Below are 23065 nucleotides of genomic sequence, written 5' to 3'. Positions count from 1 at the left end.
CTTCGAGCGAAATGAAGCGGCGGGTGGGCTCAGGGATCGGTGGCGCCGAGCGTTTCGATATTGTCGAGGATGCGCCGCAGATAGGTGGTGAAGGCGTCGACCTCCTCTGGCGTGAAGCCGTCGAGCAGGCGGCGCTGGCGCTCCAGCGCGCTGTCGAGGATACGGCCATGCATCCGGCGCCCGGCCTCGGTCAGGGTCCAGTGGCGGCGCCGTTCGTCGCCGTCCCGGGCTGCAGCCAGCCCCAGCGTTTCCAGGCGGCGCAGCGAGCGGCTGACCGCCGCCTTGTCGATGCCGATGGTGCGCGCGGCATGCGAGACCGAGCTGTCCGGCTCGCGCGTCAGCATCACCAGCATGCGCCAGTCCATCGCACCGATGCCGAATTCCGATTGGTAATGCCGCGCTGCCGCCCGGGTGAACCGGTTCCCGGCAAAGGTGAGCAGGACCGTCGGCGAGCGGGTAAAGCTGAGCGTTGCGGCGGCGGGGCCGTCAGCCGTGCCGTCGGGGTGGACAAGGAACAGGTCGTCGGAAAGGTCGATGGTCATGGGCTCCTGATCCTGATGCCACCGCAGCCTAGAGCGATTGTGTTGACACGACAACAGGCTCTGCGCAGAGTGATCAGATGTTGACATGACAACAGGGAGTCGCGCCATGTCGGATGCACCCGTCTACGAAATCGACCCGGGCGCCTTCTGGGCCGATCCCTATCCCGATCTGAAACGGATGCGGGCCGAGGCGCCCATCGCCTATGTGCCGCAACTGGGCGCGACGCTGATCACCCGGCGCGGCGACATTTTCGAGCAGGAGAAGCGGGTGGAGGTGTTCTCTTCGGACCAGCCGCAGGGGTTGATGACCGTGCTGATGGGCCAGAACATGATGCGCAAGGATGGTGATGCGCATATGGCCGAGCGCAAGGCGATCTTTCCCACCGTCTCGCCTAGGACGGTGAAACAGGTCTGGACCGCGCAGTTCCGCGCCGCCACCGAGCGGGTTCTGGACGATCTGGCGCCGCGTGGCGCCTGCGATCTGGTGCGCGACTATGCCATGCCCGTCTCGGCCGAGGCGCTCAAGGCGATCACCGGGCTGACCAACATGGCCGCCGTCGAGATGGATCGGGTGAGCCAGGGCATGATCGACGGTTGCGCCAATTACGCGGGCGATCCCGCGGTCGAGGCGCGCTGCCATGACTGCACCGCCTCGATCGACGCCCATATCGACGCGATGATCCCTGTGCTGGATGCCGCCCCCGACCATTCGCTGCTCTCGGTGCAGCGCCGCGCAGGTCTCAGCGATGCGCAGACCCGTGCCAATATCAAGCTCGCCATCTCCGGCGGCCAGAACGAGCCGCGCGATGCCATCGCCGGCACCGCCTGGGCGGTACTCAGCCACCCGGAGGCGCTGGCGCGTCTGCAATCGGGCGCGGTGCCCTGGTTGCGCGCGTTCGAGGAATATGCCCGCTGGATCTCGCCCATCGGCATGTCGCCGCGTCGGGTGGCGCTGCGCGCCACGGTGCAGGGCGTGACGCTGGAGCCCGAGGACCGGGTATTCCTGATGTTCGGATCGGGCAATCGCGACGAGAGCGTTTTCACCAATCCCGACCGCTTCGATCTGGATCAGGATATCGCACCGGCGATCTCCTTCGGCGCCGGGCCGCATTTCTGCGCCGGGGCCTGGGCCTCCAGGGCGCTGATCGGAGATGTGGCGCTGCCGCTCCTCTTCGAACGGTTCCCGGGCCTCGCCCTGAACGGCGAGGCCCGGTTCGGCGGCTGGGCTTTCCGGGGGCCTCTCACCGTGCCGGTCCGCTGGTGACGGGCCGGATCAGAACAGGAAGTCCCCGGCCTCCAGCATGCCGCGGCCGATCCCTTCGAGAACCATCACCTCACCCATGGCGTCGGTGATCAGGGCATTGCCGTCGGCAAAGCTCAGGTGGTTGGCAAAGAGATCGCCGAACCCCGTGATGCCCGCCGCCGCGCGCAGATCGATCCGGTCCGCCTCGCCTCCGGCGCCAAAGTCGCGAACAATGTCGCGCCCGGCGCTGAACACGAACAGATCGGGTCCCGCGCCGCCCGCAAGATCGTCATTGCCCGCGCTGCCGTTCAGGTGGTCGCGCCCGTCCTCGCCGCGCAGCAGATCGTCATCCGGACCGGCGATCAGCGTGTCGTTGCCGGTGCCGCCATAAAGCTGGTCGTTCTGGGACCCGCCCCAGATCCAGTCGTTGCCATCGACCCCCCAAAGACGGTCGGCGCCGCTGCCTCCGGCCAGCGTGTCGCTGCCCGCGCCGCCGCCAAGCAGATCGTTGCCGGCATCGCCCCGCACCCGGTCGTTGCCGCCCCCGCCCGAGATCGTATCGTTGCCATTGCCGCCCGACAGCCAGTCGTGGCCACTGCCGCCGTTGAGGTTGTCGTGGCCATCCGCGCCGGTCATCCTGTCGTTGCCGTCGCTCCCCCAGGCCCGGTCATTGCCCGCACCACCATCGATCGTGTCATGGCCGGACCGACCGACCAATACATCGTCGCCGCCGCCGCCTTCGATCCGGTCGTCACCCGCCGTCCCGTAGATCCTGTCAGCGCCGGCGCCGCCGATCAGGCCCGATCCGGCATCCACCCGCACTGCCGCCGCGGTCCGGGCGAAATTCTGCGTCACCATCACCGCGTCCCAGCCTTTGTAGTCGCCCTGGTCGATGCCGATCCCGATCACCGTCACATCCGGGTTCAGGATATTGGCCCGGTGGCCGGGGCTGTTCATCAGCCCGGTGTGCAGGTCGATCACATCATCGGCCAGTCCCGGCGCGCCGCGTTCGCTCTGCCAGGCGATATTCTCGGCCCAGGTCCAGTTGCCCGAGAACACGAACCCCGCGTCCTCCATCCGGTCGCCCGGCGAGCTGCCCCCGGCGCCGGTGTGCGAGAATACATCCCTGTCCAGCATCCACCGGCTGTGCAGCTCGGCCGAGCTGTTCAGCCGCAGCTCCAGCGTCACCGGGTTCAGCCCCGCCGCCGTGCGCTCCTGGTTGATCAAGGTCAGCATCTGACGTTCTAATGTGCTTGCCACCGACATTTTGGTCTCCATCCTGTTTGCGCCTCACTGGCCGCTCTCTCTTGCCTTGGGACAATCGGGGCGGGAACGGGGCCTTTGGTTTTCTCCGGCTCCAAGCGCCAGGCCGCTTTCCGGCCCTTCCGAATCGCGCGGAAAAAGGCGCAGCGCGTCGGCCCGGCGCGCCACCGGCGGAACCTGGCAACCGCCTCGCTGTGATTTGAGCGGAAAACCGGGGACCGCCCGCGCGCTCCGGGCCGGTTCGCGACCCCGCTGTCGCCCGTCGACAAGACCGCCGATTCTATCCGGGGCGAAATACGACGGGTACCAAGGGAAGAACGTGATGACCGCTGCCGATCCGAACACAACCGCCGGAGCGGATCAGCCCGAAGGCGCGACCACGCTGACCGGCATCCTGTTCCTGCTGCTTGCCACCACGATCTTTCCGATCCAGGACGTGATCATCAAAAGCCTCAGCAGCGATTTCGCGGTGCATCAGATCGTGTTCTGGCGCTCGGTCTTTGCCCTGCCGGTGGCGATGGCCATGGCCCGCTACGAAGGCGCGCTCTGGCCGCTCAAGATCGGTTCATGGCCGTTGCAACTGACCCGCGCGGTGGCGGCGTTTTCGTCCTACCTCGTCTATTACATGGCGCTGGCCGCCATCGGCCTGGCCGAGACGGCGGCCATCACCTTCTCCACCCCGATCTTTGTCACCCTGCTGGCGGCGGTGTTCCTGGGTGAGCGGATCGGCATCTGGCGCTGGCTGGCAGTGCTGCTCGGCATGGCCGGGGTGCTGGTGATCGTGCAGCCGGGGGCCGCGGTGTTCGAACCGGCGGCGTTACTGGCGCTGGCGGCGGCGCTGTTCTATGCGGTCTCGATCATCGCCACCCGGCGCCTGGGCAGCCGCACCAATGGCGGCACCATGACTCTGGTGACCCTGCTGGTCTATATCGTCGGCGGCACCGTGCTGGGGCTGGTATTCTCGGGGCTGGAAACCGCCTCACCGCACCCGAGCCTCGCCTTTCTCTACCGCGACTGGATCGCGCCCGCGCCCATGGACTGGCTGGCGCTGGCGGCGCTGGGGGTGACTTCGGGCATCGGCTTCTTCGCGCTCAGCCAGGCCTATCGCATGGCCGAGGCCAGCGTCGTCACCCCGTTCGAATACACCTACCTGCCCTGGGCGGTGCTGTGGGGCTATGTGGTGTTCGGGGTGCTGCCGGGCCTGTCCACCTGGATCGGGCTGACGCTGATCGTCGGCTCGGGCCTTCTGATCCTGTTCCGCGAAACCATACGCGGCCGCCGCCTCGTCCGCCGCCGGGGTCTTGGCGTGATGCGGCAGCGGTAAGCGCCACGCAGCCGATCAGCCGCTGAATTCATTGCCAAGCCGCCTGCTTGAATCGGCCGCCATCAGGCATTGTCGATGTTGGCTCTTCCCCGGTTCCGCACAGGTCCAGTTGCTTCTTGTCATGCAGCGAAAACAAGAGCTCACTGATCCTGCACCGCAGTTCAGTGTTGCTGCGAAGATAAACCGGAACGCCCAGCAAGGCCGTGATTGCCTGTTCTTCACGCCCCAGCTTCTGGAGCACATTGGACAGACCCAGCCAGCCCGGAACGAAACTCTCATTGATTGTGACGATGTCCTGAAAGCACTCCAGCGCCGAACACGGATCGTCTTTGGCAAGATGGACATCAGCCAGGGCGGATTTCAGCGCAATATTCCCCTTATGCGTGTCAGCGGCCTTTCCGAGCACCACAATCGCATCGCAGAACTTGCGCCGCCGCGTGTATATTCCCCCCAGAAGCTTGGCCGCCTTGGGCCGGTTGGGGTCCTGGTCGAGCGCGTCTTGCAGGATCGTTTCAGCGCGGTCGTCGTGCCCTGATTTCACAAGCATCTCTGCCAGCTCTTCTTTGAGAAATACGACCTGAGGCTGTGCGTCGATCGCCTCCTCCAGCAGGGCGACAGCTTCTGGCAGGCGTCCGGTATCGACGAAAAGCCTGGTACAGCGACGGTGGCATTCTGTCCGGACAGGATCGAGGGCAATGGCCTCCCGATAGGCGGCCTCCGCTCCTTTGGTGTCCTTGCATTGGTGCAGAATATTGCCGAGCGCCTGAAAATCCGAGGCGTCGAGCGTTTGCAACGCCGAAACCCTGGAGGCGAGGGTGCGAGACGCGCCCGAATTGTTGCGTGCCGCGTAGATGCGGGCAAGCTCGAAGTGGCTGTTGGATGGCCGCACCATGCCGCCTGCCGCCTGTTCGAGAACCTCGATCGCCTGTCTGATCTGCCCTCGCTGCCGATAGGCGGATGCAAGGTTTATGAGCGCCCATTCCGGCAGGTTGTTGCGCACGCTCTCGTAATGCTCGACTTCGCCGTTCAGATCGCCCTGCTTGGACAGTCGAAACGCGGTGATGGCCGCATCGGGTAACTCAGGGCGACGGGAGGGATGGTGAACAAGGGGATTGTGCGCCGGGCAGGGGGCCGGGTCATCACTCCCAAGGCTTTGTTTTATCACTCCGGCAAGTTGCGAAACCCAGGCCGTCTGCCAGATCTCGGTATGCGTGCAGGGAAATTCGAAGACATCCACGCCGCCGGATGCCAGGTAATCCCAATCCGAAGCGGCGCCCGGTTGCCGTTCACCCAGCCAGTGTTCGGCTTTGATCAGTGTCACCTTGCCGCTGAAAAACTCGAGCATGTTGCGATCCACCGCGCGCCGTCCGGCGGCAATCGGGTTTTGCAACGCGTGGTTCTCTTTCTCGATGCCGAAGCGGCGTCGATGGACATCGGCATCATCATCGACCAGAAGGATCTGTCCGGGTGTTTTCCCGGCCTGATCCATCAGCGTTGCGATCTTGTAGCAAAGCTGTGCTCCAAAAGACGTCCCGACAAGATGGAACGCATCGTCAATACCGATATCTTCGAGTTGCCTGAGATGGATTTCGGCCATCTCACTGAGATCGGCTAAGAACAATCCTTCCCTTTGCAGCCGGTCGAGTGCGACAATCGGCTGGTCTTCCCCAAGTTCAGCCGCGAGACTTCGGCCGCGCGCATAGGAACTGCCGCCGATGGTGGGTGCGACTATCAGCGGAGGTTTGCTTCCCGTTTCGTTGAATAGTTTCAAACCCGACCCTCTTGGACAATCGCCATGACAGGGTTGTTCCCTCGAACACCGTCCCCCGCTTCAACCTACATGGCGCGACGCGGGCTCTTCAAGGCAGGTCGAGAATATCGCAGACGCTCTTTCCCGTTTCCCGTGCCATGATCGGGCGCAGCGATCCGACGCGTGCCGATCTTCGAACCGGTGGGGCGGCCGGATGCGAGTTGCTTTGGAAACCACCGTCATGCGTTGTACAAAACGGCCAATCCACCTGCCGGAGCGCGTACAAAACGGTCAAAACCCCCACAAACGACAAACCCCCGGGGCGGGGCCGCGGGGGTCGTCAAATAGTGTCATCCAAAGCCGGACGAGAGCGAATGCCTTAGAGCATGCCTTCGCGCTGTGCTTTCTTGCGTGCCAGCTTGCGGGCACGGCGGATCGCTTCAGCCTTCTCGCGCGCTTTTTTCTCGGACGGTTTCTCGAAATGCTGCTTCAGCTTCATTTCACGGAAAACGCCTTCGCGCTGCAGCTTCTTCTTCAGGGCACGGAGCGCCTGATCGACGTTGTTGTCGCGAACACTAACCTGCATGTGGTTTTCACCACCTTTCTAAGTTGAGTTGCAAGGAATTGCAGGAGCCCGGCGTATAGCAAAGCGGGAACAACTTGTCTAGATAGGGGGAGAAACAAGGAGATGTGCCATGACCATGTCCTATGAACAGGCCAAGGACCGGCTGCTGGACGCCGCCCTGACCCACGTGGCCTTTGACGGTTGGACCGACGAAACCTTTCGCGCGGCGGTGGCCGACACCGGTTTGGACGCCGGGTACGCCCGCGCGCTCTGCCCGCGCGGCGCGGTCGATCTGGCGCTGGCCTATCACGCGCGCGGCGATGCCGCGATGCTGGACCGCCTCGCCGCCGAGGACCTGTCAGAGCTGCGCTTTCGCGACCGGATCGCGAGAGCCGTCCGCTTCCGGCTGGAGGCGGTGACGGACAAGGAGGCGGTGCGCCGGGGCGCCACCCTGTTTGCCTTGCCCGCCTATGCGGCCGACGGCGCCAAGGCGATCTGGGGCACCTGCGACGCGATCTGGACGGCACTGGGCGACACCTCGGAAGACGTTAACTGGTACACGAAAAGGGCAACGCTTTCAGCGGTTTACTCTTCCACCGTGCTCTATTGGCTGGGCGATGAAAGCCCGGATCACCAGGCAACATGGGAGTTTCTGGACCGTCGCATCGACAACGTGATGCAGTTCGAGAAGTTCAAGGCGGATATCCAGAAGAACCCGCTACTGAAGCCCTTGCTTGCCGGTCCCAACTGGCTGGCCGGGCAGCTGCGCGCGCCTCGCCGTGGCGATGATCTGCCCGGCTCGCTGGGGTGAAGGAAACAAAATTGGCGGGGCCGGCCAAGGCCCTCGCGATCAATCCAACCTGAGGAGGTCTCATGTCCGAGCAGATGCGCGCGGTTGAAATCAGCAAGCCCGGCGGGCCGGAAGTTCTGCAACTCACCAACCGCCCGATGCCGGTGCCCAGGCATGGGCAGGTGGTGATCAAGGTCGCCTATGCCGGAGTGAACCGGCCCGACGCGCTGCAACGGGCGGGGGCCTATGACCCGCCGCCGGGTGCCAGCGACCTGCCGGGGCTGGAATGTTCAGGCGAGGTGGTCGCGGTTGGCCCCGGTGTCGATTCTCTGGCGCGTGGCGACATGGTCTGCGCCCTGCTGCCCGGGGGTGGCTATGCCGAATACGTGGCCACACCCGCCGCACATTGCCTGCCAGTGCCCCAGGGCATGGGCCTGCGCGAGGCGGCATGTTTGCCGGAAACCTTCTTTACCGTCTGGTCCAATGTGTTTTCGCGCGGCGGACTCAAGGCCGGTGAACGTTTTCTGGTGCATGGCGGGTCCAGCGGCATCGGCACGACTGCGATCCAGCTTGCCAATGCCTTTGGCGCGCGGGTTTTCACCACCGCCGGATCGGATGAGAAATGCCAGGCTTGCCTGGACCTGGGTGCCGAACGCGCGATCAACTACCGCAATGAGGATTTCGTCAAGATCCTGCGGGCCGAAGGCGGCGCCGACCTGATCCTCGACATGGTGGGGGGCGACTATATCCCGCGCAATATCAAGACATTGGCCGATGATGGGCGCCTGGTGCAGATCGCGTTCCTGCAAGGGCCGGTGGTCGAGCTTAACTTTGCCCTGATGATGGTGCGCCGCCTGACGATTACCGGTAGTACGCTCCGTCCGCAAAGCGACCTGGCCAAGGCGCAGATCGCCCAGGACCTGCTGGAAGCGGTCTGGCCACTGATCGAGGCGGGCCGGGTCGCGCCGGTGATGGACAGCGAGTTTGACCTGGTGGATGCGGCCGCGGCCCATGCCCGGATGGAAAGTTCGGGCCATATCGGCAAGATCGTTCTCAAAGTCGGCTAAGTCCGGCCCATTCCCTTCGGCCTGTGCTCTTGCCGACGTCCTTCTGCCTGCTAGGGTAATGCGCAAAGCGGGAGGAAAGACATGAGTGAAACTGCAAGAACCGTAGTGATCGAGGCATTCGGCGGCCCGGAGGTTTTGCAATTGCGGGACCGGCCCGTGGGGGAGCCGGGACCGGGGCAGGTGCGGATCCGACACAAGGCCTGCGGGTTGAATTTCATCGACGTGTATCAGCGCACGGGCCTTTATCCGCTGCAATTGCCGCATGCGCTGGGCATGGAAGCCTCGGGCGTGATCGAGGCGGTGGGTGAGGGTGTAACGCATTTGAGCGTGGGCGACAGGGCGGCCTATGCCTCGGCCCCGCCGGGCGCCTATACCGAGGCGCGGGTGATGCCGGCGGCACAGGTCTGCCCGCTGCCCGACGAGATCGGCTTCGACGAAGGTGCCGCGATGATGCTCAAGGGGTTGACGGTCGACTACCTGTTCCACCGCACAACGCCGCTCAGCCGGGGCGATACGGTGCTGTTTCATGCCGCTGCCGGTGGCGTCGGCCTGATCGCCTGCCAATGGGCCAAATCCGAAGGCATCACCCTGATCGGCACCGCCGGGTCCGACGAGAAATGTGAATTGGCCAAGGCACATGGTGCGACCCATGTGATCAACTACCGCACTGAGAATTTTACCGAAAAGGTGCGCGAACTGACCGGTGGCAAGGGCGTCGACGTGGTGATGGATTCGGTGGGCGCGGACACGTTCGAGGGCTCGCTCGACTGTCTGAAGCCTCTGGGCATGATGATTTCGTTCGGCAATGCCTCGGGGCCCGTGCCGCCGGTGAATATCGGCATTCTGGGGCAGAAGGGCAGCCTGAAGATCACCCGCCCGACGCTGTTCACCCATATCGCCGACCATGCGGCGTGTCAGGCGATGGCGCGGCGGCTGTTTGGCAAGGTGACCGGTGGCGAGGTCAAGATCCGCATCGACCAGCGCTTTCCGCTGGAACAGATAGCCGATGCCCATCGTGCGCTTGAGGCGCGGCAAACCACCGGGTCGACCATCCTGGAGCTATAAAGTCGAGTATGTATTTTCTTGCACCCGCCCCATGTGGCGGGGCAAGGAAGGAACATGGACAAGCTCGACCGCCAGATTGTCGCGGCACTGCAACACAATGCTCGCGAGTCTACGACCAAGATCGCCACGAGACTGGGCGTGGCGCGCACCACCGTGCACGAACGCATCGCCCGGATGGAGGCGCGCGGCGTGATCGCGGGCTATTCCGTCGTTCTGCGCGAGCCGCAGGATGACAGCAAGGTGCAGGTCGTGGTGCTGCTGGAAGTGCAGCAGAAGGAGACCGCGCGCATCATCAAGCGGCTGGAAGCCTATCCCGAGATCAAGCTCTGCCTGTCGATCAATGGCGAGTTCGACCTGCTGTTGTCGGCCGAGGCGCCGCGTATCGAGGACCTAGACATTCTTGTCGATGAACTGGGGGCGATTCCGGGGGTTCAACGGACGAACACCTTTGTCGTATTTGGACGGCGTATCGACCGGATCTGACAAAAAGTTAGGTTTGCCGTCAAATTGACGGGATGAGGAGTCATTCCGACACTCTGCTCCCTACAGATCGAACAGCAAAAGCGTCATCCTGTTGCGCAAACAAGGAGACGTGCCATGCGCTGGAATATTTGCGTCGTCGGGGCCGGGAAGATCGGCCAGATGATCGCCACTTTGCTCAAGACTTCGCCCAACTATACCGTCACCGTGGCCGATCACGATCTGGCGGCGTTGTCGGTGCTCAACAAGATGGGCGTGCCCACCAAGCAGATCGACGCCAAGGACGAGGCTGGGCTGGCCGAGGGGTTGAAAGGGTTCGATGCGGTCATTTCAGCGGCGCCGTTCTTTCTGACCCCTGCCATTGCCAAGGCCGCGCAGGCGGCGGGCGCGCATTACTTCGACCTGACCGAGGATGTGGCCGCCACCAATGCCGTTCGCGCGCTGGCGGAGAAAGGCAAGACCGCGTTCATGCCGCAATGCGGGTTGGCGCCCGGTTTCGTCGGTATTGCCGGGGCGGCGCTGGCCGCCGAGTTTGACGAGATCGACAGCCTGCACATGCGGGTGGGGGCGCTGCCGCTCTATCCGACCAATGCGCTGAAATACAACCTGACCTGGTCCACTGACGGGCTGATCAACGAATACTGCAACCCCTGCGATGCCATCGTGAACGGCGAACTGGTCAAGACGGCGCCGCTGGAGGATTACGAGATCCTCGGCCATGACGGGGTGGAATATGAATGCTTCAACACCTCGGGCGGTCTGGGCACCCTGCCGGAAACGCTGGAAGGCAAGGCGCGGGCGGTGTCCTATCGCTCGATCCGCTATCCCGGGCACCGCGATATCCTGCGTCTGTTGCTGAACGATCTGGGGTTGGAGCGGCGCCGCGATCTGCTCAAGGATATCTTTGAGACCGCGTTGCCGCGCACTGATCAGGACGTGGTGCTGGTCTATTGCACCGCCAAGGGTCGGATCGGTGGCCAGTTGCGCGAAAAGAGCCTGATCAACAAGTCCTATTCTCGGGTGATCGACGGCCAGACCTGGAGCGCGATCCAGGTCACCACTGCCGCCGGCGTTCTGGGCGTCGTTGACCTGATGCGGACCGGCACGCTGCCATCCAAAGGGTTCATCCGGCAGGAACAGGTGCAGTTCGCTGACTTCCTCGAAACCGAATTCGGCCGCCTTTACCGGGCGGGCGATGTCACCAAGCAAAGCAAGGCAGCCTGAGACATGAAAGATGTAGTGATGACCGCAGATAGCGTGATGGAGAAACTGGGGATCACTGCCGCCGAACGGACGGGTGGCAAGATCCGCGTCACCTCGCCGATCGATGGCAGCCTGCTGGGCGAAATACGCGAGATGCCAGTGTGCGAGATGGACGCGGTGCTGTCGCGTGCCAAGTCGGCGTTCAAGGATTGGCGCACCGTGCCCGCCCCGCGCCGGGGCGAGCTGATCCGCCTGCTGGGTGAAGAGCTGCGGGCGGCCAAGGATGACCTTGGCGCATTGGTCAGCTGGGAGGCGGGCAAGATCACCTCCGAAGGCTTGGGCGAAGTGCAGGAGATGATCGATATCTGCGATTTTGCCGTGGGCCTGTCGCGGCAGCTTTACGGCCTGACCATCGCCAGCGAACGCCCCGGTCACCGGATGATGGAAACCTGGCACCCAGCAGGGCCGGTCGGTGTGATCTCGGCCTTCAACTTCCCGGTCGCGGTCTGGTCGTGGAACGCGGCATTGGCGATTGTCTGCGGCGATCCGGTGATCTGGAAACCCTCGGAAAAGACCCCGCTGACGGCGCTCGCCTGTCAGAAGATCTTTGACCGGGCCGCCCTGCGGTTCGGCGACGCGCCCGAAGGGCTGTTGCAGACCTTGATCGGTGGCGCCGACCTAGGCAAGGCTCTGGTCGAAAGCGAGGATGTGCCGATCATCTCGGCCACCGGCTCCACCCGTATGGGGCGTGCTGTTGCGCCCATCGTGGCGGCCCGGTTTGGCAAGTGCATCCTGGAACTGGGTGGCAATAACGCGATGATCGTGGGGCCGTCGGCGGACCTGGAGATGGCGGTTCGCGCCATCGTGTTCTCGGCCGTGGGCACGGCTGGTCAGCGCTGCACCACACTGCGCCGCCTGATCGCCCATAACTCGATCAAGGACGAACTGGTTGCACGCCTGAAGAAGGCCTATGCCGGTCTGCCCATCGGCAACCCACTGGCCGAGGGCACGCTGGTTGGCCCGCTGGTGGACGAGGGCGCAGGCGCCGCCATGGTTGCCGCGCTGGATGCGGCGCGTACCCAGGGCGGAACCGTCTTTGGCGGCGAGCGGGTGCGTGACGGCGTACCGGCGGCTGGCGTCTACATGACCCCGGCGATTGTCGAGATGCCGGAACAAAGCGCGGTGGTAAGAACCGAGACCTTTGCCCCGATCCTTTACGTTCTGGGTTACGACGAATTCGATCAGGCGGTCGAAATCCAGAACGACGTGCCGCAGGGCCTGTCGTCTTGTGTGTTCACGCTGAACATGCGCGAGGCGGAGCAATTCCTGTCGGCGGCCGGATCGGATTGCGGCATCGCAAACGTGAACATCGGCCCGTCGGGCGCGGAAATCGGTGGGGCGTTTGGCGGCGAAAAGGAGACCGGCGGCGGTCGCGAGAGTGGCTCGGACGCATGGAAAGCCTATATGCGCCGTCAGACCAACACCGTGAACTACTCCGCCCAGCTGCCGCTGGCACAAGGTGTCAAGTTCGACATCTGACTGTCCAGGGCAGCCAAGACCGGAAAGCCCCGCCTATGCGCGGGGCTTTTCATTCTGAGGTTACTCCCAGCGCAGGCCGCGGTTCAGCAGGTGCCTTTGCACCCGGCCGGGATAGTCGGTGACAATCCCGTCGACGCCTGCGTCAATCATCCGGTCTATGTCTGCCGTTTCGTTGACGGTCCAGGTGCAGACGGGCAAGCCCAGGGCATGGGCTTCGGCGACAAGTTCAGGCGTCACGTCCATGAAATACGGGCACCAGAGCTGCCCGCCCGCATCAGCGACCGCGCGTGGCACCGATACCGTCATGTTCTTGTAATCGGGGCCAACGGACTTGGCGGAATCCTCGCCGGGATCGTCGTCGTTCTCTGGCAGTTGCGACAGGTAAGAGGTGGGCATCTCTGGAGCCTGTCGGCGACATTCGTCAAGCAGTTTCCAATCGAAACTGTGAAGCACGGTGTGATGCTCCAACCCGAACTTTCGCACCTCAGCAACGGAGTTGGCCACCAGCGAAGCCCGGGCGACCGCTTCGTCTTGCAGGTCGGGGTCCGATTTCAATTCGAACAGCAGATAGGCTTCGCTGCCGGGTTTGCTGCACAGATCCAGCAACTCTGACAGTGCCGGGATGCGGACGCCGGACATGAAAGCCTGATCCGGGAAGCGTTGACCATAGACAGTTCGGCCATCCAGACCGCCCACATCCAGTGTCTTAAGCTCGGCCAGGGTCAGATCAGCGACACGCAGCTCGGGTCCGGTCAGCCACTTGCCTTGTGCGTCGCGCGTCGCGGAATTTGCCAAGTGCAGGTTGTGCGTGACGACCGGCACCCGATCGGCTGTTGCAACCACGTCGAACTCCAGCGCGGTCACACCGATGGACAGCGTGAAATCGAAGCCTTCGATCGTGTTCTCGGGCATCACCCCCCTTGCACCGCGATGACCGATGATGCGGACGATCCCGTCGTCCCCGGTAAACGGGGTAAGCTGCGGAAACCGGCTCATGGCTCGATCCGTTTGCCGGTTTCGGCGTGAAACAGATGCAAGGCCCCGGCCGCAGGCGCGAAACCCATGACCGTTCCGGCCGCGGCTGACATATGCCCGGGCTGGCTGACAACCATTTCGATGTCAGTGCCTTCAAGCTTGCCATGCAGCAGTGAATTGGCGCCCAGTTGCTCGACCAGTTCCACGGTGACCCGCACGGGTCCGGCATCGTCTTGCAGCAGGTGTTCGGGGCGAACACCCAGTGTCACTGCGCCGTTGGCCGCACCGGCGTTTGCAAGTTGCGCGCCGTTGCCCAGGGTCGCCATACCGGCACTGACGGTGGCTGGCAGAAAGTTCATCGCGGGGCTGCCGATGAAGCCCGCCACAAAGGTGGTGGCGGGGCGATCATACAGCTCGATCGGGGTTCCGAACTGTTCCACGTAACCACCGTTCAGCACCATCAGCCGGTCGCCGAGTGTCATCGCCTCGACCTGGTCATGCGTGACATAGATCGAGGTCACCCCGAGCCGCTGTTGCAGCTTGCGGATTTCCAGCCGCATCTGCACCCTGAGCTTGGCGTCGAGGTTCGACAGCGGCTCGTCGAACAGGAACACTTGCGGGTTGCGCACGATGGCGCGGCCCATAGCCACGCGCTGACGCTGGCCGCCTGACAATTGCCTGGGTTTGCGGTCCAGATAGGGGCGCAGTTCAAGGATGTCGGCGGCCTCTTCCACCCGGCGGGCGATCTCGTCCTTGGATATCTTCCGGATCTTGAGGCCATAGGCCATGTTCTCGCGCACCGACATATGCGGGTAGAGCGCGTAGTTCTGGAAAACCATGGCGATATCGCGGTCGGCAGGTTCCAGCTGGTTCACTACCTTGTCGCCGATGCGGATCGTGCCCGAGGTGACGGTTTCCAACCCCGCCACCATGCGCAGCAGCGTGGACTTGCCACAGCCCGAGGGGCCGACGACCACGATGAACTCGCCATCGGAAATCTCGCCCTCGACGTGATGCAGGACCTCGGTGTCACCATAGGCTTTCACTAGGTCTTTGAGTGTTATGGATGCCATGATGTCCTGCCTATTTGTCTGTCTCGGTCAGCCCTTGAACAAAGAGCTTTTGCATTGCGACGACCACGAAGACCGGCGGCAGCATCGCCAGGAGCGCGGTCATCATGATGATGTTCCATTGCGGGGATTGTTCTGCCGCTTCCAGCATCTGCTTGATGCTCATCACGATGGTGGTCATGTCGGTATCGGTGGTGATCAGCAGTGGCCACAGATACTGGTTCCAGCCGTAGATGAAGAGGATCACGAAGAGAGCCGCGATATTGGTGCGGGACAGCGGGATCAGGATATCCCAGAAGAACCGTAGTGGTCCGGCCCCGTCGATCCGCGCGCTTTCCAGCATCTCGTCGGGGATGGTGAGGAACACTTGCCGGAACATGAACGTCGCCGTGGCCGAGGCGATGAGCGGGATCGACAGGCCCCAATAGCTGTTCAGCATGCCCAGATCGGCCACCACTTCGAACGTGGGCAGGATGCGAACCTCGACCGGAAGCATAAGGGTGACGAAGATCAGCCAGAAGAACATCATCCGGAACGGAAACTTGAAATAGACGATGGCAAAGGCCGAGATCAGTGAAATCGCGATCTTACCGAGCGCTATCATCAGCGCCATGGCAAGGCTGTTGAGCAGCATCCGCCAGACCGGCGCGGTCTCGGTCCCGCTCAGGCCCGAGCCGAGCAGGGTCTGGGTGAAGTTTTCCCAGAAATGCCCGCCCGGCAGCATCGGGATCGGCGCCTGTGTCATGCGCACCGCGTCATGGGTGGAAGCGACAAAGGTGATCCAGATCGGCAGCGCCACGATGACGATGCCGAGGATCAGCACCAGATGGGTGATGACGTTCAGAACGGGGCGATTTTCGACCATCAGTATTCCACCTTGCGTTCGATATAGCGGAACTGGACCACGGTCATTGCTATGACCAGCACCATCAGGATCACCGATTGTGCCGCCGAGCCGCCCAGATCGAGACCGACGAACCCGTCGTTGAACACCTTGTAGACCAGGATCGTGGTCGAGTTGGCCGGTCCGCCCTGTGTCACCGCGTGGATGATGCCGAAGGTGTCAAAGAAGGCATAGACCGCGTTGATCACCAGCAGGAAGAAGGTGGTGGGCGAGATCAGCGGAAAGATGTGATCGATAAAGCGGCGCACCGGCCCGGCGCCGTCGATCGCCGCCGCCTCGATCAGCGAACGCGGGATCGATTGCATGGCGGCCAGATAGAACAGGAAGTTATAGGCGATCTGTTTCCATGCTGCGGCAAAGATCACCAGCATCATCGCATGGGTCCCGTTTAGGTAGTGGTTCCAGTCGATGCCGACCATATCGAGTAGGAAAGGGAAGATGCCCAGCGTCGGGTTGAACATGAACACCCAGAGCGCACCTGCCAGCACCGGCGCCACGGCATAAGGCCAGATCATCAGTGTGCGATAGGTGGTCGCGCCGCGCACCACCCGGTCGGCGAAACCCGCCAGAACCAGCGCCGCCGACATCGACAGCAGCGCCACCGCAGCGGAAAAGAAGATCGTCCGCCCGAAACTCTGCAGATAAAGCTCATCGTCGACCAGAAGTTCGAAATTCTCGAACCAGACAAATTCGGTCGACAGGCCGAACGCGTCTTCGATCAGAAAGGATTGATACACCGCCTGACTGGCGGGCCAGATAAAGAACACCAGTGTGATCAGGATCTGAGGGGCGACCAGAAGGTAAGGGAGCACGGATCTGGGAAAATGGACACGTTTGAGCATTCGGGCCTCGTCTTATGTGCCTTGCGCGGTGAAGGCAGGACATCCGGCGGAGATCTCCGCCGGATGCCGTCTTGGGGTTTCCCCGATCAGTTGGCCGTGCGCTCGAACTTGCGCAGCAGGTCGTTACCGCGGGATACGGCGGCATCCATCGCCTCTTTCGCGGTCTTGTCCCCGGCCCAGAGCGCCTCCATCTCTTCGTTGATCACGTCGCGCACCTGCACGAAGTTGCCAAACCGCAGACCGCGCGAGTTGGGGGTCGGCGTGTTCAGGCTCAACTGCTGGATGGCGGTGTCGGTGCCCGGGTTCTGGTCGTAGAAGCCCTGGGTCTTGCTCAGCTCATATGCGGCGGTGGTGATCGGCACGTAACCGGTTTCCTGATGCCACCAGGCCTGCACCTCGGCCGAGGAGAGATAGGTCAGGAACTTGGCCAGTCCCTTGTATTCTTCGGCATCGTGACCTGCCAGCGCCCAAAGGGTGGCGCCACCAATGACCGAGTTCTGCGGCGCGCTGGCCACGGCGGTATCCAGCGGCAGCATGGTCTGGCCGAATTCGAACTTGGCCTGGCTCTTGATCGAGCCGTAATAGGCCGACGAGTTCATCCACATGCCGCATTCGCCATTGGTGAACATCGGCAGGCTGTCGCCCCGGCGGCCACCGTATTTGAACAGCTTGCTCTTGCCCATCTCGGCGATATCGGCCAACCGGTTCTCGACCGCTTCGTTGTTGAACTCGAACTCGGTATCGAAGCCGGCAAAGCCGTTTTCCTTGGTGCCCATGGCGATGTTGTGCCAGGCCGAATAGTTTTCGATCATCACCCAGGACTGCCAGCCAAAGGAGAAACCGCAATCCATGCCGCTGTCGACCAGCGCCTGCGCGGCGGTTTTCATGTCGTCCCAGGTTTTCGGAACCTCGACACCAGCGGCCTTCAGAGCGTCGGCATTGTACCACAGCACCGGGGTGGAACTGTTGAAGGGCATCGACAGCAATTCGCCATCCGGGGTCTGATAGTACGAGATCACCGCAGGCAGATAGTCGGACTTGTCAAACGGTTCGCCCGCGTCTGCCATCAGCTTCTCGACCGGATAGATGGCGCCTTTGGCGGCCATCATGGTGGCGGTGCCCACCTCGAACACCTGCACCAGATGCGGATGCTCCTTGGCGCGGAAGGCCGCGACGGCGGCGGTCATGGTTTCGGTGTAGTTGCCCTTGTAGGTCGGCACGACCTTGTACTCGGACTGGCTGGCGTTGAAGTCGGCGGCGATCTTGTCGACGCGTTCGCCATTGGTGCCACCCATCGCGTGCCACCATTGAATTTCGGTTTGCGCAAAGGCCATTCCGGCCGTCAGGACCAGCGCCGAGGCACTGAAGGATAGGATCTTGCAGGTCATGTAAACCTCCCAGTTTCATGGATGCGCGGATCGTTGCGCAGCAAAAAAAATAACTCAAGCAAAAGTTTTATGAACAAAATAATAGCAAAATGTTATGTCTGTGTGGAGGCGAAACAAATTTCTGCATGTGCAAAAGAGGCAAGACGTTGAATTTCAAGCTCAGACAACTGGAAGCGTTTCGTGCGGTCGCCCAGACCGGCTCGATTACTCGTGCAGCGCAGCAATTGGGAATCTCGCAACCGGCCGCCAGCCGGTTGATTTCGGATTTCGCCGCATCGGTGGAGTTTCCGCTGTTCGTGCGCGAGGGCGGCAGCCTGATTCCCACGCCCGAAGCGCGCTACATGCTGGTCGAGATCAACCGCGTCTTCGAGGGGCTGAGCCATCTCGAGGATCTGCGCCAGAATCTCAAGGACCGGACCGCCGGGCATTTGCGGATCGCCTGCCTACCGGGATTTGCCACCAGTCACCTGCCAAAGGTCCTGACCGAGTTTCTGAAAGACCGCCAAGGGGTCACCGTAACCATCGAACCGGATAGGCCTGAACGGATTCTGGAATGGATCGTCGGACAGCAATACGATTGCGCGATTACCGATGGCTTTGGCGGACATCCGGCAACCGAAAGCACCGACATTCCCATTCGTACGGTCTGCATTCTGCCCCGGGGGCATCGGCTTGAGGCGCAGCATGAGATCACCCCGCATGACCTGCGCGGCGAAAAGCTGATCCATTCCCGTCGCGACAGCCCGTTCTTTCGCCGCCTGGCGCAGGCTTTTACCGATTGTGACGTCGAGATGAACTCGTGGATCGAAGTGCGCCAGTTCACCGCCGCTTGCACCATAGTGGCGCAAGGGTACGGGGCGGCGGTTCTGTCGGCGCTGGACGCGGAACAGTTTCGCGACCAGGGATTGGTGATCCGGCCATTTGCGCCACGTTTCTCGCACCGCCTGTCTCTGATACGTCCTGTCACCGGCAGCCTGTCGCCGCTGGTTCTGGATTTCCTCGATCACTTCACGCTCAGCCTGGCCCCCTTTGTCGATCACGAGGAGCAGCGGCAGATGTTAGCTTAGGGTCGCTGACAGGGTCTGAATGTCGGTCCAGGTCGATGTCGGGATATGCAGGACATTGCCCGAGGCCGCACGATATGCCCGCTCGCGTTCGCCAGGGATTTCCACCCGATCATAGCCGGGGGCAGGAGGACAGTCGCGCAATTCGGCAAGCACCTCTTCGGCGGCAGCGGTCATGGCGTGACCGCTGCGAAACCGACTGGTATCCAGTGTAATCAGCAGCCAGTGGCATTCGGTCGTGGACGGACCCAGCATCGCCTCGCCGATCAATTCCCCGATCAGCGCCAGCCCATACCCCTTGTGTTCGCCCGAGGGCAGGATGGCGCCACCCGCGAAGTAGTCTTCGGGGTCGCGGGTGGGGTTGCCGTTGCGGTCGATGACGCAACCCTCGGGTAACAGCGCCCCGGCGGAACGGGCCGCATAAATCCAGCCGCCAGCGATCTTCGAAGTGGCAAAGTCGAGAACAACAGGGCCACGCGGTCCACCCGGTATGCCGATACACCAGGGATTTGTCGGCAACATGGCCTTTGCACCGCCATGCGGTGCGACCTGCCGCCAGGTCTGGCGGTTGCCGCCGCCCACGCAGATCGTCAGGAACCCCCGTTCGGCCGCCATATCGGCAAAGGCTCCGTGTCGCCCGGTATGGCCGACGTTCCGGATTGCCAGCGCCGATATCCCGGTCGCCAGAGCCGCGTCCATGCCGGTTTCATAGGCTTTCAGCATCGCCGGTATGCCAATGCCGCCACCGCCATCGACAACCAGCCCCCCACGTCCATTATCCGTTACATACGTCTGGGTATTGGCCGTCACATAGCCTGTCCGCATCTGCTCGGCATATTGCAGGGTGCGCATGACCCCGTGGCTCTCCATGCCACAAAGGCTGGTGTCGACCAGATGGTCGGCAACGCACCGCGCTGTGTCATCCGAACAGCCAAGACGGGAAAAGATCGAGATCAGCAGAGCGGTCACTTCGCTCGCCGGAACCGGCACGCGGTCTCCCTTGAATTCGAGTTTAGACCGGTATTCCATCGTATCACGCCTTTAGGCTTGGGAAAGCTTGCAAGAGAGTCACGCGCATCTCGGACGAAAGATGCGACGGGTGGTGATCGCGCAGGATCGCGATGGCCCGTTGCCTCGCCCGGGCTGCCATATCGGTTGCGCCTGCTGTCTGCCAATCGGTGATGGAACTGCGATCGGCAACCTCGGGATAGAGGAAATCGCTGCGCATCCGGGCATAGGTTTCCGGACGGCCCAGATAGTGGCCTTCGCCCCGCGCCACATCGGCAATCGCATCAAGCGCCAGGGTCGTCTGATCAACGACGGGCGGCATGTTGGCCCGCATCAGCGCACCCAGCATATCGTTATCCGCAACCATGGCCGAGAAATCGACTGCCATCAATCCGGCCTGCGTGCCCGCCGCCTGCGTCACCAGATGCGCCCCGGCCTGCATCGCGGTCAGAACGGTGAGCGCCTTTTCATATCCGGCCTGGTGGTCCGGCAACTTGCTGTCGGTGGCCCCCGCAATGACCGAGCAGGGCAGGGACCACAGACGCAACACCTGTACCGCCATGGCCGTGGCCATCGCCTGTTCGCCGGACCCACCGGAGAAGCCGCCGGTACGCAGGTCGGTGATCATCGGGCGCGGGCCCGCGATGACCAACGCGCCGGGCGCGGCCAGCTGCGCCAGAACGATACCGGCCAGCGCCTCGGCCAGGGTTTGAGCCACCGATCCGGCCAAAGTCACCGGGCTCGAGGCGCCAAGCTGGCCAAATACATTTGCGTGCACGGGAATGCCAAGGCGCGCGGCCTCGATCAGAACCCGCGCGCTTTCGGCATGAAGCCGCAGCGGCGGCACGACATGATTGATGTTGAGCGACAGGAAGGGTCGGGCGCGAAACGCGTCCTCGGACCCGGCAATCAAGTGGCACATCCGGGCGATATGCGGAACATGGGACAGGTCGCTGGCCTGCACCATCACATGTTTGCTAGTGCCGCAAAGCGACGCAAACGCGGTGTTGAGGTCGAGCGCCAGCGGATCTGAAATATCGCCCGCCACCAATGACCGCGAAAAGAAATGCACATGCGGCAACGCATCGGCAAGCCGGGCGGCATCCCGAAGGTCCAACAGGCTGGACGGACGGATGTCGCCGGTATTCAGATCGGCAACGTTGGGGGCGGCGCCCCCTGTCCCCGGGTGGGTCTCGGTGCCGCCTACGATCAGATCGTTTTCCGGTGCCTGTCCGCACAGGGTGACGGTTTTCGGGGAGAGGGCGAGCATGTTTTCCACCAGTTCGCGTGGAAACATCAGCCTGCCATCGTGTGATCGCCCGCCATGCTCGGATACCAGCGCGCTTACGTCTGGCGGGGCCTCGGACAGGCCGACCCGTTCCAGAATGTCAAAAGCTGCGTCGGCGATCAGATGTGCATCCGCGTTTGCAAGAGGGGCCCAGGACCCACCGACCGCCCGTGTCGACGGACGCCCGGCAGGCGCCGCGGTGCCACGGGATGCGCGTCGGGCCATCAGGGGATGTCCCCTGTCTGACATGGCTGGGCGGCAAGCCATTTCGGCATTCCTTGTCCTAAGGCTTGCACGCGATACCCTCGCATTTCTTGTCCAAGTCAGGCGTTTTGCCTATCCGCCAAAATAGCCGCGACAGGACACGGCATGTATCTTCATCCGCAGAGGGATGTTTGGCCAGAGTATCCGGTTGATTTTCCGAGGGTAGCCTGAAAATGTGAATGAAGATCATTCACGAGGGGAATGATGAAGCCGAGCCGTCCCTTGCCGCTGCACCAGATTGCCGCCTTTGATGCAGCCGCGCGTCACCGCAGCTTTTCCGTTGCCGCGCGTGAGTTGAATGTCCAGCAGCCTGCAGTGAGCCGTCAGGTTGCTCTTCTCGAAGATTGGGTGGGTGTCCGGCTGTTCCTGAGGACGAAACCGCGCCTGACGTTGACGCCCGCTGGCGAGTCCCTTGCTGCCGCGATCGGCGAGGGGATGTTGGCCATCAGAAACGGGCTCGACGCGCTGTCTGCACGCAAGCGTCAGGATGTTGTTGTGGTGAATGTCGCGCTGGGCTTTGCCTCGCTTTACCTGTTGCCCCGTATGGGCGAGTTTCAGGTACAACATCCTGACATTCAGGTCGAGTTCCTGACTCGGGACCAGAACATGGATTTTGATCCGGCCCGCTGCGACATCGCGGTGGTGTTTGGCGAAACCGGATTGTCCGGTCGCGAATGTCGGCGAATCTTCGATGAGGAACTAGTGCCGGTCTGTGTTCCGAATTTCCTTTCGGGTGGGCCTTTGACCCTGGAGGCTTTGGCGCAAAGCCGACTTCTGCACATGAGCAACCCCAATCATGCGTCGGACTGGAGCCGATACTTTCGCGGGACCGGGCTGACCGTGCCAGAGCCGAAGCCGATGGATCGGCTCTACAGCTACATGGTCTTGTTGCGTGCGATACAGAACGGCACCGGCATCGGTCTTGGCTGGCGTCATATGGTCGACGACATGATCGAGGCGGGAACACTGGTCGTTGCGTGCGAGCGTGTGATCCGAACGAAACGCGGATACCATTGCTGTCTGATGCCTTCTGCGGACCACAAGCCCGAAGCCAGAGTGTTCTTCGATTGGCTTTCGCAAGGCGATGGGTGTTGAGCACCAACGTTTTGCCACGCATTTGAGTCGCTCGATTGTGCCAATCGGCATGGCGCCCGCTATATGTTGTGTTCCTATTTCCCAGACAGATCGCCGGGATCTATCCGACAGCTATGATTCCATTCCGGGGGACCCAAAAAGCACGGAGGAATTGGTGTTTTTTGGAATCTAAGTATATGATAATACGTATACTTTCACTTTTTTCGGATTTCTGTGCGTTTTGCGCTTGCGACTCTTTGGGCTTGGGCCTAGAACCCCTTTCACCGGCGGCGCTGAGGTGCTGCGGACGGGTCGGAGAGACGGCTGGACACGCTGGAGAGACGGCGGCATTCGAGG

At 62.5% G+C, this 23065-nt stretch carries 21 protein-coding genes; 10 read left to right on the top strand and 11 right to left on the bottom strand.

Annotated elements, in window-relative coordinates; all coding sequences use genetic code 11:
• Positions 1-29: 29 nt before the first annotated feature.
• Complete coding sequence (locus tag OE747_RS20920; RefSeq protein ID WP_263830413.1) at positions 30-542, bottom strand: MarR family winged helix-turn-helix transcriptional regulator; 513 nt, start codon at positions 540-542, stop codon at positions 30-32.
• Positions 543-648: 106 nt separating this feature from the next.
• Between OE747_RS20920 and OE747_RS20915 the strand changes: the two genes are divergently transcribed.
• Positions 649-1806 (top strand): cytochrome P450, encoded by a 1158-nt coding sequence (locus OE747_RS20915; RefSeq protein WP_263830412.1) that lies wholly within the window; start codon positions 649-651, stop codon positions 1804-1806.
• A gap of 9 nt (positions 1807-1815) precedes the next feature.
• Here OE747_RS20915 and OE747_RS20910 read toward each other — a convergent pair whose 3' ends face one another.
• On the bottom strand, positions 1816-3021 hold the full coding sequence (locus OE747_RS20910) for a CAP domain-containing protein (RefSeq protein WP_263830411.1): 1206 nt from the start codon (positions 3019-3021) through the stop codon (positions 1816-1818).
• Between the two features lie 349 nt (positions 3022-3370).
• Between OE747_RS20910 and OE747_RS20905 the strand changes: the two genes are divergently transcribed.
• On the top strand, positions 3371-4372 hold the full coding sequence (locus tag OE747_RS20905; RefSeq protein WP_263830410.1) for a DMT family transporter: 1002 nt from the start codon (positions 3371-3373) through the stop codon (positions 4370-4372).
• Between the two features lie 28 nt (positions 4373-4400).
• Here OE747_RS20905 and OE747_RS20900 read toward each other — a convergent pair whose 3' ends face one another.
• Together OE747_RS20900 and rpsU are read right to left on the bottom strand one after the other, a co-directional pair.
• Complete coding sequence (locus tag OE747_RS20900; RefSeq protein ID WP_263830409.1) at positions 4401-6143, bottom strand: tetratricopeptide repeat protein; 1743 nt, start codon at positions 6141-6143, stop codon at positions 4401-4403.
• Positions 6144-6501: 358 nt separating this feature from the next.
• Positions 6502-6708 (bottom strand): 30S ribosomal protein S21, encoded by a 207-nt coding sequence (rpsU, locus tag OE747_RS20895; protein ID WP_008207378.1) that lies wholly within the window; start codon positions 6706-6708, stop codon positions 6502-6504.
• 109 nt (positions 6709-6817) lie between these two features.
• On the opposite strand from rpsU, the gene OE747_RS20890 reads away from it, so the two are divergent.
• From OE747_RS20890 to amaB, 6 genes are all read left to right on the top strand, one after another.
• Complete coding sequence (locus OE747_RS20890) at positions 6818-7498, top strand: COQ9 family protein (RefSeq protein ID WP_263830408.1); 681 nt, start codon at positions 6818-6820, stop codon at positions 7496-7498.
• Positions 7499-7560: 62 nt separating this feature from the next.
• The gene (locus OE747_RS20885) at positions 7561-8544 is read left to right on the top strand and encodes an NAD(P)H-quinone oxidoreductase (RefSeq protein WP_263830407.1); all 984 of its coding nucleotides are present in this window, start codon (positions 7561-7563) and stop codon (positions 8542-8544) included.
• 81 nt (positions 8545-8625) lie between these two features.
• A complete protein-coding gene (locus OE747_RS20880; protein WP_263830406.1) occupies positions 8626-9609 on the top strand; it encodes a quinone oxidoreductase family protein in 984 nt (327 codons plus the stop codon).
• A 54-nt stretch (positions 9610-9663) separates the two neighbouring features.
• Positions 9664-10092 (top strand): Lrp/AsnC family transcriptional regulator, encoded by a 429-nt coding sequence (locus tag OE747_RS20875; protein ID WP_263830405.1) that lies wholly within the window; start codon positions 9664-9666, stop codon positions 10090-10092.
• Positions 10093-10206: 114 nt separating this feature from the next.
• Positions 10207-11313 (top strand): saccharopine dehydrogenase family protein, encoded by a 1107-nt coding sequence (locus OE747_RS20870; RefSeq protein ID WP_263830404.1) that lies wholly within the window; start codon positions 10207-10209, stop codon positions 11311-11313.
• A 3-nt stretch (positions 11314-11316) separates the two neighbouring features.
• Entirely contained in the window at positions 11317-12831 is a 1515-nt protein-coding gene (gene amaB / locus OE747_RS20865; RefSeq protein WP_263830403.1) for an L-piperidine-6-carboxylate dehydrogenase, read from the top strand.
• Positions 12832-12891: 60 nt separating this feature from the next.
• Here the strand turns inward: amaB and OE747_RS20860 are convergent, their stop codons facing one another.
• From OE747_RS20860 to ugpB, 5 genes are all read right to left on the bottom strand, one after another.
• Positions 12892-13827, bottom strand: coding sequence for a glycerophosphodiester phosphodiesterase (locus OE747_RS20860; RefSeq protein WP_263830402.1), 936 nt, complete (start codon positions 13825-13827; stop codon positions 12892-12894).
• Positions 13824-14879, bottom strand: a complete 1056-nt coding sequence (locus tag OE747_RS20855) for a sn-glycerol-3-phosphate import ATP-binding protein UgpC (RefSeq protein WP_263830401.1) — start codon at positions 14877-14879, stop codon at positions 13824-13826. The genes OE747_RS20860 and OE747_RS20855 overlap by 4 nt, the downstream gene beginning before the upstream one ends.
• A gap of 10 nt (positions 14880-14889) precedes the next feature.
• On the bottom strand, positions 14890-15741 hold the full coding sequence (gene ugpE / locus OE747_RS20850; RefSeq protein WP_263830400.1) for a sn-glycerol-3-phosphate ABC transporter permease UgpE: 852 nt from the start codon (positions 15739-15741) through the stop codon (positions 14890-14892).
• Entirely contained in the window at positions 15741-16622 is an 882-nt protein-coding gene (gene ugpA, locus OE747_RS20845; protein WP_263830399.1) for a sn-glycerol-3-phosphate ABC transporter permease UgpA, read from the bottom strand. The genes ugpE and ugpA overlap by 1 nt, the downstream gene beginning before the upstream one ends.
• An 86-nt stretch (positions 16623-16708) precedes the next feature.
• The gene (gene ugpB, locus OE747_RS20840; RefSeq protein WP_263830398.1) at positions 16709-18010 is read right to left on the bottom strand and encodes a sn-glycerol-3-phosphate ABC transporter substrate-binding protein UgpB; all 1302 of its coding nucleotides are present in this window, start codon (positions 18008-18010) and stop codon (positions 16709-16711) included.
• 146 nt (positions 18011-18156) lie between these two features.
• On the opposite strand from ugpB, the gene OE747_RS20835 reads away from it, so the two are divergent.
• The gene (locus OE747_RS20835; RefSeq protein WP_263830397.1) at positions 18157-19077 is read left to right on the top strand and encodes a LysR substrate-binding domain-containing protein; all 921 of its coding nucleotides are present in this window, start codon (positions 18157-18159) and stop codon (positions 19075-19077) included.
• Here OE747_RS20835 and OE747_RS20830 read toward each other — a convergent pair.
• Both OE747_RS20830 and OE747_RS20825 read right to left on the bottom strand, forming a co-directional pair.
• Complete coding sequence (locus OE747_RS20830; protein ID WP_263830396.1) at positions 19069-20103, bottom strand: Ldh family oxidoreductase; 1035 nt, start codon at positions 20101-20103, stop codon at positions 19069-19071. The genes OE747_RS20835 and OE747_RS20830 overlap by 9 nt on opposite strands.
• Before the next feature lie 4 nt (positions 20104-20107).
• The gene (locus OE747_RS20825; RefSeq protein WP_263830395.1) at positions 20108-21595 is read right to left on the bottom strand and encodes a trimethylamine methyltransferase family protein; all 1488 of its coding nucleotides are present in this window, start codon (positions 21593-21595) and stop codon (positions 20108-20110) included.
• A gap of 240 nt (positions 21596-21835) precedes the next feature.
• Between OE747_RS20825 and OE747_RS20820 the strand changes: the two genes are divergently transcribed.
• Complete coding sequence (locus OE747_RS20820; RefSeq protein ID WP_263830394.1) at positions 21836-22729, top strand: LysR substrate-binding domain-containing protein; 894 nt, start codon at positions 21836-21838, stop codon at positions 22727-22729.
• Positions 22730-23065: the final 336 nt, after the last annotated feature.

Source organism: Ruegeria aquimaris, assembly GCF_025751555.1.
Lineage (GTDB): Bacteria > Pseudomonadota > Alphaproteobacteria > Rhodobacterales > Rhodobacteraceae > Ruegeria_B > Ruegeria_B aquimaris.
Note: the sequence above shows the minus strand (reverse complement) of the source record. Positions and strands in the feature narration are given on the sequence as shown.

Bases quoted from the DNA above. Each gene is read 5' to 3' on its own strand.
- OE747_RS20920 (WP_263830413.1), bottom strand. From the start codon at position 542: ATGACCATCGACCTTTCCGACGACCTGTTCCTTGTCCACCCCGACGGC.
- OE747_RS20915 (WP_263830412.1), top strand. From the start codon at position 649: ATGTCGGATGCACCCGTCTACGAAATCGACCCGGGCGCCTTCTGGGCC.
- OE747_RS20910 (WP_263830411.1), bottom strand. From the start codon at position 3,021: ATGCTGACCTTGATCAACCAGGAGCGCACGGCGGCGGGGCTGAACCCG.
- OE747_RS20905 (WP_263830410.1), top strand. From the start codon at position 3,371: ATGACCGCTGCCGATCCGAACACAACCGCCGGAGCGGATCAGCCCGAA.
- rpsU (WP_008207378.1), bottom strand. From the start codon at position 6,708: ATGCAGGTTAGTGTTCGCGACAACAACGTCGATCAGGCGCTCCGTGCC.
- OE747_RS20890 (WP_263830408.1), top strand. From the start codon at position 6,818: ATGACCATGTCCTATGAACAGGCCAAGGACCGGCTGCTGGACGCCGCC.
- OE747_RS20885 (WP_263830407.1), top strand. From the start codon at position 7,561: ATGTCCGAGCAGATGCGCGCGGTTGAAATCAGCAAGCCCGGCGGGCCG.
- OE747_RS20880 (WP_263830406.1), top strand. From the start codon at position 8,626: ATGAGTGAAACTGCAAGAACCGTAGTGATCGAGGCATTCGGCGGCCCG.
- OE747_RS20875 (WP_263830405.1), top strand. From the start codon at position 9,664: ATGGACAAGCTCGACCGCCAGATTGTCGCGGCACTGCAACACAATGCT.
- OE747_RS20870 (WP_263830404.1), top strand. From the start codon at position 10,207: ATGCGCTGGAATATTTGCGTCGTCGGGGCCGGGAAGATCGGCCAGATG.
- amaB (WP_263830403.1), top strand. From the start codon at position 11,317: ATGAAAGATGTAGTGATGACCGCAGATAGCGTGATGGAGAAACTGGGG.
- OE747_RS20860 (WP_263830402.1), bottom strand. From the start codon at position 13,827: ATGAGCCGGTTTCCGCAGCTTACCCCGTTTACCGGGGACGACGGGATC.
- OE747_RS20855 (WP_263830401.1), bottom strand. From the start codon at position 14,879: ATGGCATCCATAACACTCAAAGACCTAGTGAAAGCCTATGGTGACACC.
- ugpE (WP_263830400.1), bottom strand. From the start codon at position 15,741: ATGGTCGAAAATCGCCCCGTTCTGAACGTCATCACCCATCTGGTGCTG.
- ugpA (WP_263830399.1), bottom strand. From the start codon at position 16,622: ATGCTCAAACGTGTCCATTTTCCCAGATCCGTGCTCCCTTACCTTCTG.
- ugpB (WP_263830398.1), bottom strand. From the start codon at position 18,010: ATGACCTGCAAGATCCTATCCTTCAGTGCCTCGGCGCTGGTCCTGACG.
- OE747_RS20830 (WP_263830396.1), bottom strand. From the start codon at position 20,103: ATGGAATACCGGTCTAAACTCGAATTCAAGGGAGACCGCGTGCCGGTT.
- OE747_RS20825 (WP_263830395.1), bottom strand. From the start codon at position 21,595: ATGGCCCGACGCGCATCCCGTGGCACCGCGGCGCCTGCCGGGCGTCCG.
- OE747_RS20820 (WP_263830394.1), top strand. From the start codon at position 21,836: ATGATGAAGCCGAGCCGTCCCTTGCCGCTGCACCAGATTGCCGCCTTT.